This is a genomic window from uncultured Allofournierella sp. (assembly GCA_944382705.1).
In the GTDB taxonomy this organism is placed as follows: Bacteria; Bacillota; Clostridia; order Oscillospirales; family Ruminococcaceae; genus Allofournierella.
Window position 1 is genome coordinate 32692 of record CALWNE010000006.1, and the last position, 9603, is coordinate 42294.

The following is a 9603-nucleotide window of genomic DNA, read 5'->3' on the forward strand; positions in this document are numbered from 1 at the left end:
AATTTTGAAGCAAGACAAGCAGCAGCCAATCAAAAGAAAGTGGGTAAACGATTATGACCATTACCAAAAAGACAATCATCGGTGATATTCTGGATGCCGACGGCACCGTAGCTCCTCTGTTCCTGGAAATTGGTATGCATTGCCTGGGCTGCCCTGCATCCCGTGCAGAAACCATCGAGGAAGCCTGCATGGTGCATGGCACCGACGCTGACGCACTGATTGCAAAGTTGAATGCACACTTTGGCGGTTAAGGGAGCACCGCACCTGGATGCCAGACTGGCTGCTGCGGCCAGTCTGGTTTTGCCAGGGGGTACTGTGGCGGACATTGGGTGCGATCACGGCAAGCTGACCGCCTACCTGGCGTGTACCGGCAACCATGACCGCATTATTGCCGCAGACCTGCGGCCCTCTCCGCTGGAGTCTGCCAAGCAAACCTGCTTGCAGGCAGGATGCAACCATAAGGTGGAGTTTCGCTTGGGAGATGGATTGCAGGTCTTGCAGCCAGGCGAGGCCCAGAGCATCGTACTGGCAGGGGTCAGCGCACTGACCACCATTCAAATCATCCAGCAGGCACCATGGGTCTTTGCACCCGGGGTTCGCCTGGTGTTGGTTCCTGCCACCAAGCCGGAGCTGCTGCGCCAGTGGTTGTGGGAACAAGGCTTTGCCCTGGTGGAGGAACGCTTGGTGCAGGCCGCTGGCCGCTGGTATGTGGTGATGGGCGCAGAATACACCGGGCAGCCTTCCAGTCATAGTTTGCTGGAGTGCTATCTTGGGCCCGAAGGGGCAAAGCCCCAGGCAAGAGCCTACCGGGAGCATCTGCTCCAGCGGCTGCGCAAGCACCGCAAAGGCCTGGAAGCAGACCCTGCCCGTGCCGCAGAAATTGACCAGCTGCTGCTTGCCTTGCAGCAGCTTCAGGAATGAAATGGATAGGGAGCCTCTATGATTACGGTAAACGAAGTAATGAATTGGATGGCCCAGCAGGCACCCTGCGAGATGGCTGAAAGCTGGGATAATGTGGGGCTTTTGGTGGAGAGCGGCCGCCCGGTGGAGAAGATTCTGGTCTGCCTGGACATCACTCCCGCCGTTGTTCGGGAGGCAGCGGAACAGAATTGCCAGCTGATTGTATCCCATCATCCGGTTATTTTTAAGCCGCTGCGCCGGCTCGATACGGCGAATCCGGCATTCCAGTTGGCTCAGCAGGGGATTTCTGCCATCTGTATGCATACCAATCTGGATGCAGCCCAGGGCGGAGTGAATGATGTACTAGCCCAGCGCATGGAACTGGAGCAGGTGCAGCCCTTTGGCGAGGGCGGTCTTGGCCGAATGGGCTATCTTTACCAGCCCTGCACTGCCCGGCAGCTGGCAGATCGCTGCGCACAGGCACTGAATGCCCACATCAAATATGCCGATGGAGGCAAGGGGATTCAGCGGTTGGCGGTAGTTGGCGGCAGCGGCGGCGATTTCTGGCGGCAGGCCCAGGCGGCTGGTGCCCAGGCGCTGCTTACCGGCGAGGCCAGCCATCACGATGCACTGGATGCACAGGCAGCGGGCTTTACCCTGTTGGTGGGCGGGCATTTTTGCACCGAGCAACCCATGGTGGAGGCGCTTGCCCATCGGCTGGCGGAACAGTTTCGGTCTGTGCAGGTGCAGCTGAGCAGCCAAAGCAAAGACCCATATCAATATCTGTAAAACCTATTTGGCTGTGTTGCGCAGCTGGCTCTCACGGTTTGGAGCCAGCGGAATCACTGGGGTGTAGGCAAAAAGCTGCCCTGGTGAGGGCAACACGGCCTTGTTTTTTTAATAAGAGAGGTGGAACTACCATGGCATTGGATGCTGCATTGCTGGCACTAACGGCCCGCGAATTGAGCAAAGTGCTGCTGGACGCAAAAATCGATAAAATTTTTGAACCCACACGGGATGAAGTAGTGGTGACGCTGCGCACCCGTACCGAAACCCATAAGCTGCTGCTTTCGGCCCGCAGTGGGTCCGCCCGTGCCTGCCTGACTCATGAAAGTTTTGAAAACCCCCAAACACCCCCCAGCTTTTGTATGCTGCTGCGCAAACACCTTACCGGTGGGCGCTTGGTGGAATTGAAGGTGGAACCGGGTGACCGGTTGGCCTTTTTTACCTTTCAGTGTACCAACGAAATGGGGGACCTGGTACGCAACACCCTGGCAGTGGAGCTGATGGGCCGGTATTCCAATCTGGTACTGGTGCAGGATGGACGCATCATCGATGCCCTCAAACGGGTGGATTTTGAGGATTCGGAAATTCGGCAGCTGCTGCCCGGCCTGCCTTATACGCTGCCCCAAAAGCCTGCAAAGCCGGATTTGTTTGCGGTAAGCAGCACCGGGCTGGTGGCGGCAGCCTGCCAGAAGGATTTGCCGGTGGCAGATGCCCTCATGCGCAGCTGCAGCGGCGTTGGCCCGGTGGTCTGCCGGGAGATTGCCTTCCGTGCTTTGGGCGAGGGAGCGTTCCAGGCGGATTCTCTGACCGATGCACAAAAGAGTGCCCTGACAGGGGTGATTGAGCAGGTGCAGCAGGAGTTTGCACAGGGCGGAACGCCCTGGCTGGCTGCGGATGAAACCGGCAAACCGGTGGAGTTCAGTTTTTTACCTCTCACACAATACGGTGAGGGGCGGCTGCGCTCCTTCGATTCTTACAGCCAGATGCTGGAGGGATACTACTCGCAAAAAGACCGGGCGGAACGCCTGCGCCAAAAAAGCAAGGACCTGGCCAAAACCGTGCGCAACCTTCATGACAGGGCCATCCGCAAGCAGGCGGCCCGTCGGGAAGAATTGCAGCAAACCGGCAAGGCAGATACCCTTCGTTTGTACGGAGAACTGCTGCAAGCAAACCTTTGGGCCGTGGAAAAGGGAGCAAAATCCGTAACGGTTACCAACTACTACGATGGCCAACCGGTGCAGATTCCCCTGGATGTTCGCCTGAATGCCAGCGCCAATGCCCAGAAGTATTTCAAGGAATACAAAAAGAAACAGACGGCGGCCCGGATGCTGGCCAAGCTTCTGGAGGAAGGTGAGCGGGAGATTGCTTATCTGGCTACCGTGCTGTACGAGGTGGAAACCGCCACCGGCGAACAGGCTTTGGGCGAGATTCGTGCAGAGTTGAAAAGTCAGGGGTATTTGAAGTATTATAAGATTAGGGATAAAAAACAAAAGCCGGCGGATTTTTACCGGTATCGCTCCAGCGACGGATTCCTGATCTTGGTGGGCAGAAACAACCTGCAAAACGACAAGCTTACCCTGCACACCGCACGGGGCAAGGATATGTGGTTCCATGTGAAGGATGCGCCTGGCAGCCATACAGTGGTCATGAGCGAGGGCAGGGATATTCCCCTCAGCACCCAGAATGAAGCCGCCATGCTGGCAGTGGTGCATTCCAGCCTGAATGGCGGGGCCAAGGTACCGGTGGATTATACCGAGGTGCGCAACATCCGTAAAACCGGCGATTTAAAGCCGGGCATGGTGCTGTACGAAAAGTACGAAACCGGCTATGTAACCCCCGAACCCGGAATCGAAGAACGCTTGAAGGAGTCTGGCAGCCACAACGGGTAAGCTGTATGACTGCGGAAGTGCCAAACAAAGGAGGAATGGAATATGTATTGCAAACAATGTGGCCGTTACATGAAAGAAAACGAAACTGTGTGCCCTTTGTGCGGCACCTTGCAGGATACACCGCCAGCCCAGCAGACGGAAACTGCTGGGGAGGGTGGGGCGTACTCTTACAGCCAGCAGGCAGCGCCTGCGCCTTTGTACCAGAGCGGCAAGCCCGAGCCAGAAGCTGAAAGCACCGTTGTTTCCACCGTGGAGTGGGTTTGGTCCATTTTGCTGAGCGCCGTTCCGCTGGTGAACCTGGTGGTGCTGATTATCTGGGGCTTTGGCGGCGGCACGGCTGCCTCCAAGCGGAACTGGGCCAGAGCGCAGCTGATTCTGGTTGCAGTGGGGACGGTATTCAGTATCCTGATGATGGTACTGCTCGCTTCGCTGGCATGGACGACCTTCCAGAGTACGCAGCATGGTATGCATTTTTGAATCAGACCCTCGTCCCAAAGATGGGACGAGGGTTTTTGGCAAAAGAGAGAAAAATTTTTTGAGAATTTTAAATTTTTTACAAAAAGCCCTTGCAACTGGCCATTGGGTGTGATACAATGAGTCTCGGCTGCAAATGGCTTGTGTACCAAGCTGCGCAAGCCACGATATGCGTTGATGCAGGAGGTTGCCGTCGCTAGACGGGTTTTTCTGCGGAGTATGTCCGATCTAGAACCGGGCGAAACAATTACTTAGAGCAAAGGGATAAGTACTCTGTCGCATTCTGCGCGGCGTACCAATGTCCAACTCAATTTGCCGAAGATTATCCGGGGGAAACTGCATGGCGGTTCACCGGTTTTTATCGTGCCAAATTGTGAAACACCCGGCGCTGTGTTAGTGATTGATCGGCCGCCTAGGCACCAAATAAACATAGGAGGCGACAAAAATGGCAGTCAAAGAGAAAATCAGAATTCGTCTGCAGAGCTACGATCATCAGCTGATCGATTCCGCTGCGGAGAAGATCGTGGAGACCGCTAAGCGCACTGGCGCTCGTGTATCTGGTCCCATTCCTCTCCCCACCGACAAGGAAGTGGTTACCATCCTGCGCGCTGTTCATAAGTACAAGGACAGCCGTGAGCAGTTCGAGAGCCGCACCCATAAGCGTCTGATCGACATTCTGAAGCCGTCCAACAAGACGGTTGAGGCCCTGATGGGTCTGCAGCTCCCCGCTGGCGTAGACATCGAGATCAAGCTGTGAGCAACAGCCTTCGGTAAGTAAGGGCAGCTTCAAGCTGCCAACTGCTGAACGGAAGACTGACATCACACAAAACTCGATGCGCTGTGCGCACGGAGAGGTCATGTTGGCGCCTTAAGTTACTCAAGGTGTCAACCAATAACCTTATATGGAGGAAAAACAAATGCAAAAAGGTATCATCGGCAAAAAGCTGGGCATGACTCAACTGTTCGATGAGAGCGGCAAGGTCGTTCCCGTAACTGTAATTGAGGCTGGCCCCTGCACCGTAGTGCAGAAGAAGACCGTGGAGAGCGATGGCTACCAGGCTGTACAGCTTGGCTTCGGCGATGTCTCTGTGAAGCGTGTTAACAAGCCTGCCAAGGGTCACTTCGCTAAGGCTGACGTAGCCCCCAAGAAGACCCTGCGCGAGTTCCGCCTGGCTGATATCAGCTCCGTAAATGTGGGCGATATCCTGAAGGCTGATGTGTTCGCTGCTGGCGACCACATCGACGTAGTTGGCGTAAGCAAAGGTAAGGGCTACGCCGGCACCATTAAGCGCTGGAATGGCCATCGCCTGCGCGAGAGCCACGGCACCGGCCCTGTTGCCCGTCATGCGGGTTCCATGGGCTCCTGCTCCACTCCCAGCCGCGTATTCAAAGGCAAGAAACTGCCTGGCCACCTGGGCGCCGAGCGGGTTACCATTCAGAACCTGACCGTCGTTAAGGTAGACGCCGAAAATAATCTGATCGCTATCAAAGGCGCTGTTCCCGGCCCCAAGGGCGCTGTGGTTTGCATCAGCGATAGCGTGAAGGCGTAAAGGAGGGAAAGCACAATGGCACAGTTTGACGTTTTGGATATGAACGGCAAGAAAGTTTCCACCGTAGAGCTTTCCGACGCCGTCTTTGGTATCACCCCCAATGAGAAGGCTGTTCATGCCGCTGTGGTCAACTTCCTGGCCAACCAGCGTCAGGGCACCCAGAGCACCAAGACCCGCAGCGAGGTTTCCGGCGGTGGCCGCAAGCCCTGGCGTCAGAAGGGTACTGGTCACGCTCGTCAGGGCTCCATCCGTTCTCCCCAGTGGACTCACGGTGGCGTTGCCCTGGGCCCCAAGCCCCGCGATTACAGCTACCGCATCAACCGCAAGGTGAAGCGTCTGGCCGTTCTGAGCGCTCTGAGCGCTAAGGCAGCTGCCGGCGACATGATCGTAGTTGACAACCTGACCGTTGCCGAGTACAAGACCAAGACCGTGGTCAACATGCTGAACGCCCTGGGCGCCAGCAAGAAGGCTCTGATCGTTACCCCCGTGGTTGACGCTAAGCTCGTTAAGAGCGCTGCCAACATCCCCGGCGTGGTGACCACTGTGGCTACCAGCGTGAACACTTACGACGTTGTAAACGCCGACAAGTTCATCGTGAGCGTAGACGCAGCCAAGAAACTTGAGGAGGTTCTGGGCTAATGAAAACTGCACAAGACATCATCCTGGCTCCTGTCATTACCGAGAACTCTATGATGGGCGTTGCTGCCAAGAAGTACACCTTCCAGGTAGCTACGGATGCCAACAAGGTAGAAATCGCCAAGGCAGTTGAGAAGCTGTTTGGCGTACAGGTAGAGAAGGTCAACACCATCAATGTGCGTGGCCGCTACCGCCGCCAGGGTCTGCACGGCGGTTACACCGCTGCAAAGAAGAAGGCTGTTGTTACCCTGAAAGAGGGCAGCAAGGGCATCGAGTTCTTTGAGAGCATGATCTAACCACTGCATCTCTTGCAGTGTGAGCCTGAGCAAGGCTCATGTATGGGGATATGACCCCGATAACAATTCATAAGTATAAAAGGAGAATCGCAATGGTTATCAAAAAGTATAAGCCGACTACCCCGGGCCGCCGTGGTATGACTGTAACTGATTACAGCGTGCTGAGCAAAGTGGCCCCCGAGCGTAGCCTGCTGGAGCCCATGAAAAAGGCTGCTGGCCGCAATAACACCGGCCGCATCACCGTTCGCCATCATGGCGGCGGCAATCGCACCAAGTACCGTGTGATTGACTTCAAGCGCAACAAGTTCGACATTCCCGCTACTGTTAAGACCCTGGAGTACGATCCTAACCGTTCTGCTCACATCGCTCTGGTACAGTACGAGGACGGTGAGAAGCGTTACATCCTGGCTCCCGAAGGCCTGAAGGTTGGCGATGTAATCATGGCTGGCCCCAACGCCGACATTAAGCCCGGCAACGCTCTGCCCTTTGCCAACATTCCCGTTGGTACCACCATTCACAACATCGAGCTGTACCCCGGTAAGGGCGGCCAGCTGGTACGCAGTGCCGGCAACATGGCTCAGCTGATGGCGAAAGAGAACGGCTACGCTCTGGTTCGTCTGCCCTCCGGCGAGATGCGCAACATCCCTCTGAACTGCATCGCTACCGTTGGCCAGGTTGGCAACGTGGATCACGAAAATGTGAACCTGGGTAAAGCCGGCCGTAAGCGTCACATGGGTTGGCGTCCCACCGTTCGTGGTTCTGTAATGAACCCCTGTGACCACCCCCACGGTGGTGGTGAAGGCAAGAGCCCCGTTGGCCGTCCCGGCCCTGTTACCCCCTGGGGCAAGCCTGCTATGGGTTACAAGACCCGTAAGAATCACAACCGCTCTGACAAGTTTATTGTCAAGCGTGCGAACGGTTAAGAGAGGAGAACGAACATGGGTAGAAGTCTGAAAAAGGGACCTTATGTCCTGCCTGTTCTGCTGAAGCGTGTTCAGGAGATGAACGCCGCCGGTGAGAAGCGGGTTCTCAAAACCTGGAGCCGCTCCTCCACCATTTTCCCTGACTTTGTCGGTCACACCTTTGCTGTGCATGACGGCCGCAAGCATGTGCCTGTTTATGTAACCGAGGATATGGTTGGTCACAAGCTGGGCGAGTTTGCCCCCACCCGTACCTTCAAAGGTCATGCTGGTTCCAAGACCGGTAAGTAATTAAAAGGAGGAGTAAAGCAATGGAAGCTAGGGCACATCTTAGATACGCCCGCATCAGCCCCCGCAAGGTTTCGGTTGTTCTGGATCTGATCCGCAACCAGCCTCTGGAGAAGGCGCTGGCGATTCTGCAGTACACCCCGAAGGCCGCTTGCGAGCCCCTTCTGAAGCTGGTGAAGTCTGCTGCCGCTAATGCGGAAAACAACCACAACATGGATAAAAACAGCCTGTATGTGGCCGAGTGCTTTGTCACCCCCGGCCCCACCCTGAAGCGCATTCGTCCCCGCGCACAGGGCCGCGCATACCGTGTGCTGAAGCGTACCAGCCATGTTACCGTGGTTCTGAAAGAGAAAGAGTAAGGAGGTAAACACGATGGGCCAGAAAGTCAATCCCCACGGCATCCGCGTGGGTGTAATTAAAGATTGGGACAGCCGCTGGTTTACTTCCAAGAAGGAATTCGGCGACACCCTGGTAGAGGACTACAAGATCCGTAAGGTGCTGAAAAAGCAGCTGTACGGCGCTGGTGTTCCCAAGATTGAGATCGAGCGTACCGTTGACAACCAGTCCGGCGCTCCCAAGCTGAAGGTCAGCATCTACTGCGCTAAGCCCGGTATGGTTATCGGCAAGGGCGGCAGCGAGATCACCAAGCTGCAGGAGCAGCTGGCTAAGATGACCGGCAAGTCTGTCAATGTGAACATCGTTGAAGTTAAGAACATGGACACCAACGCTCAGCTGGTTGCTGAGAACATCGCTGCTCAGCTGGAGCGCCGCATCGGCTTCCGTCGCGCTATGAAGCAGTGCATGGGCCGTGCTATGCAGCGTGGTGCCAAGGGTATCAAGACTCAGGTTTCCGGTCGTCTGGGCGGTGCTGACATCGCTCGTACCGAGAGCTACCATGAGGGTACCATCCCCCTGCAGACCCTGCGTGCCGACATCGACTACGGCTTTGCTGAGGCTGCTACCACCTACGGCCGTATCGGCGTTAAGGTGTGGATCTACAAGGGCGAGGTTCTGAAGGGTTCCAAGCCCGCATCCCGTAAGGAAGGAGGCAACAAGTAATGTTACTGCCTAAGCGCGTTAAATACCGCCGTGTGCATCGTGGTCGTATGACCGGTAAGGCCATGCGCGGCAACACTGTAAACCAGGGCCAGTATGGTCTTGTTGCTCTGGAGCCCGGCTGGATCGATTCTCGCCAGATCGAGGCTGCCCGTATCGCCATGACTCGTTACATCAAGCGTGGTGGTAAGGTTTGGATCAAAATCTTCCCCGATAAGCCTGTTACCCAGAAGCCCGCTGGTACTCGTATGGGTTCCGGTAAGGGTGCACCTGAGTACTGGGTGGCTGTTGTTAAGCCCGGCCGCGTAATGTTTGAGCTGGCCGATGTGAACGAGGAAATCGCTCGCGAAGCTATGCGTCTGGCTATGCACAAGCTGCCTGTTAAGTGCAAGTTCGTGAAGCGCGAAGAGAATGTAGTAGAGGAGGGTGGTAACGCATGAAAGCTGCAGAACTGCGTGGCATGTCCGCTGCCGATCTGAATAAGAAACTGGCTGAGCTGAAGGAAGAGCTGTTCAACCTGCGTTTTCAGCACGCCATCAACCAGCTGGAAAACCCCGGCCGCATCGAGGCCGTAAAGCGGGACATCGCTCGTGTGCTGACTGTCCTGGCAGAGAAAGCGTAAAGGAGGTTAAACGATGGAACGCAATTTGAGAAAGACCCGTGTGGGCACCGTTGTGTCCAACAAGATGGATAAGACCATCGTGGTTGCCGTGAAAGACAGCGTGCAGCACCCCCTTTACAAGAAGATCCTGAAGCGCACTGTTAAGTTCAAAGCCCACGACGAAAACAACGAGTGCGGCATTGGCGA

At 55.9% G+C, this 9603-nt stretch carries 16 protein-coding genes; all 16 read left to right on the forward strand.

Annotated elements, in window-relative coordinates:
* The first annotated feature begins 53 nt into the window (after positions 1 to 53).
* The gene (locus ACH2EM_RS00485) at positions 54 to 251 is read left to right on the forward strand and encodes a DUF1858 domain-containing protein (protein WP_395150062.1); all 198 of its coding nucleotides are present in this window, start codon (positions 54 to 56) and stop codon (positions 249 to 251) included.
* Between the two features lie 64 nt (positions 252 to 315).
* On the forward strand, positions 316 to 921 hold the full coding sequence (locus tag ACH2EM_RS00490) for a class I SAM-dependent methyltransferase (protein WP_395150063.1): 606 nt from the start codon (positions 316 to 318) through the stop codon (positions 919 to 921).
* A gap of 18 nt (positions 922 to 939) precedes the next feature.
* Positions 940 to 1689 (forward strand): Nif3-like dinuclear metal center hexameric protein, encoded by a 750-nt coding sequence (locus tag ACH2EM_RS00495; protein WP_395150064.1) that lies wholly within the window; start codon positions 940 to 942, stop codon positions 1687 to 1689.
* 131 nt (positions 1690 to 1820) lie between these two features.
* Positions 1821 to 3575: an NFACT family protein gene (locus ACH2EM_RS00500; protein WP_395150065.1), complete on the forward strand. Its 1755-nt coding sequence runs from the start codon at positions 1821 to 1823 to the stop codon at positions 3573 to 3575.
* A 42-nt stretch (positions 3576 to 3617) separates the two neighbouring features.
* On the forward strand, positions 3618 to 4052 hold the full coding sequence (locus ACH2EM_RS00505; protein ID WP_395150066.1) for a hypothetical protein: 435 nt from the start codon (positions 3618 to 3620) through the stop codon (positions 4050 to 4052).
* A gap of 442 nt (positions 4053 to 4494) precedes the next feature.
* Complete coding sequence (gene rpsJ / locus ACH2EM_RS00510) at positions 4495 to 4806, forward strand: 30S ribosomal protein S10 (protein WP_395150067.1); 312 nt, start codon at positions 4495 to 4497, stop codon at positions 4804 to 4806.
* A 160-nt stretch (positions 4807 to 4966) separates the two neighbouring features.
* The gene (gene rplC / locus ACH2EM_RS00515) at positions 4967 to 5599 is read left to right on the forward strand and encodes a 50S ribosomal protein L3 (protein ID WP_395150069.1); all 633 of its coding nucleotides are present in this window, start codon (positions 4967 to 4969) and stop codon (positions 5597 to 5599) included.
* Positions 5600 to 5614: 15 nt separating this feature from the next.
* Entirely contained in the window at positions 5615 to 6238 is a 624-nt protein-coding gene (rplD, locus tag ACH2EM_RS00520) for a 50S ribosomal protein L4 (RefSeq protein ID WP_395150070.1), read from the forward strand.
* Positions 6238 to 6531, forward strand: a complete 294-nt coding sequence (gene rplW / locus ACH2EM_RS00525; RefSeq protein ID WP_395150071.1) for a 50S ribosomal protein L23 — start codon at positions 6238 to 6240, stop codon at positions 6529 to 6531. The genes rplD and rplW overlap by 1 nt, the downstream gene beginning before the upstream one ends.
* A gap of 92 nt (positions 6532 to 6623) precedes the next feature.
* On the forward strand, positions 6624 to 7454 hold the full coding sequence (gene rplB / locus ACH2EM_RS00530; protein ID WP_395150073.1) for a 50S ribosomal protein L2: 831 nt from the start codon (positions 6624 to 6626) through the stop codon (positions 7452 to 7454).
* A gap of 15 nt (positions 7455 to 7469) precedes the next feature.
* Positions 7470 to 7742, forward strand: coding sequence for a 30S ribosomal protein S19 (gene rpsS, locus ACH2EM_RS00535; RefSeq protein WP_395150074.1), 273 nt, complete (start codon positions 7470 to 7472; stop codon positions 7740 to 7742).
* Positions 7743 to 7762: 20 nt separating this feature from the next.
* The gene (gene rplV / locus ACH2EM_RS00540) at positions 7763 to 8098 is read left to right on the forward strand and encodes a 50S ribosomal protein L22 (RefSeq protein WP_395150075.1); all 336 of its coding nucleotides are present in this window, start codon (positions 7763 to 7765) and stop codon (positions 8096 to 8098) included.
* 13 nt (positions 8099 to 8111) lie between these two features.
* Positions 8112 to 8798, forward strand: a complete 687-nt coding sequence (gene rpsC, locus ACH2EM_RS00545) for a 30S ribosomal protein S3 (protein WP_395150076.1) — start codon at positions 8112 to 8114, stop codon at positions 8796 to 8798.
* Positions 8798 to 9235 carry a 50S ribosomal protein L16 gene (gene rplP / locus ACH2EM_RS00550; protein WP_395150077.1) on the forward strand — a complete coding sequence of 146 codons (438 nt, stop codon included), beginning with the start codon at positions 8798 to 8800 and terminating at the stop codon, positions 9233 to 9235. Before rpsC ends, rplP begins: the two co-directional genes overlap by 1 nt.
* On the forward strand, positions 9232 to 9417 hold the full coding sequence (rpmC, locus tag ACH2EM_RS00555) for a 50S ribosomal protein L29 (protein ID WP_395150078.1): 186 nt from the start codon (positions 9232 to 9234) through the stop codon (positions 9415 to 9417). Before rplP ends, rpmC begins: the two co-directional genes overlap by 4 nt.
* A 13-nt stretch (positions 9418 to 9430) precedes the next feature.
* Positions 9431 to 9603 (forward strand): 30S ribosomal protein S17 (gene rpsQ / locus ACH2EM_RS00560; protein ID WP_395150079.1); only part of this gene is annotated, 173 nt, incomplete at its 3' end.

Coding starts and splice junctions, on each gene's coding strand:
- ACH2EM_RS00505 (WP_395150066.1), top strand. CDS start 3,618: ATGTATTGCAAACAATGTGGCCGTTACATGAAAGAAAACGAAACTGTG.
- rpsC (WP_395150076.1), top strand. CDS start 8,112: ATGGGCCAGAAAGTCAATCCCCACGGCATCCGCGTGGGTGTAATTAAA.
- ACH2EM_RS00485 (WP_395150062.1), top strand. CDS start 54: ATGACCATTACCAAAAAGACAATCATCGGTGATATTCTGGATGCCGAC.
- rpsS (WP_395150074.1), top strand. CDS start 7,470: ATGGGTAGAAGTCTGAAAAAGGGACCTTATGTCCTGCCTGTTCTGCTG.
- rplV (WP_395150075.1), top strand. CDS start 7,763: ATGGAAGCTAGGGCACATCTTAGATACGCCCGCATCAGCCCCCGCAAG.
- rpmC (WP_395150078.1), top strand. CDS start 9,232: ATGAAAGCTGCAGAACTGCGTGGCATGTCCGCTGCCGATCTGAATAAG.
- rplD (WP_395150070.1), top strand. CDS start 5,615: ATGGCACAGTTTGACGTTTTGGATATGAACGGCAAGAAAGTTTCCACC.
- rpsJ (WP_395150067.1), top strand. CDS start 4,495: ATGGCAGTCAAAGAGAAAATCAGAATTCGTCTGCAGAGCTACGATCAT.
- rplC (WP_395150069.1), top strand. CDS start 4,967: ATGCAAAAAGGTATCATCGGCAAAAAGCTGGGCATGACTCAACTGTTC.
- rplP (WP_395150077.1), top strand. CDS start 8,798: ATGTTACTGCCTAAGCGCGTTAAATACCGCCGTGTGCATCGTGGTCGT.
- rplB (WP_395150073.1), top strand. CDS start 6,624: ATGGTTATCAAAAAGTATAAGCCGACTACCCCGGGCCGCCGTGGTATG.
- rplW (WP_395150071.1), top strand. CDS start 6,238: ATGAAAACTGCACAAGACATCATCCTGGCTCCTGTCATTACCGAGAAC.
- ACH2EM_RS00495 (WP_395150064.1), top strand. CDS start 940: ATGATTACGGTAAACGAAGTAATGAATTGGATGGCCCAGCAGGCACCC.
- ACH2EM_RS00500 (WP_395150065.1), top strand. CDS start 1,821: ATGGCATTGGATGCTGCATTGCTGGCACTAACGGCCCGCGAATTGAGC.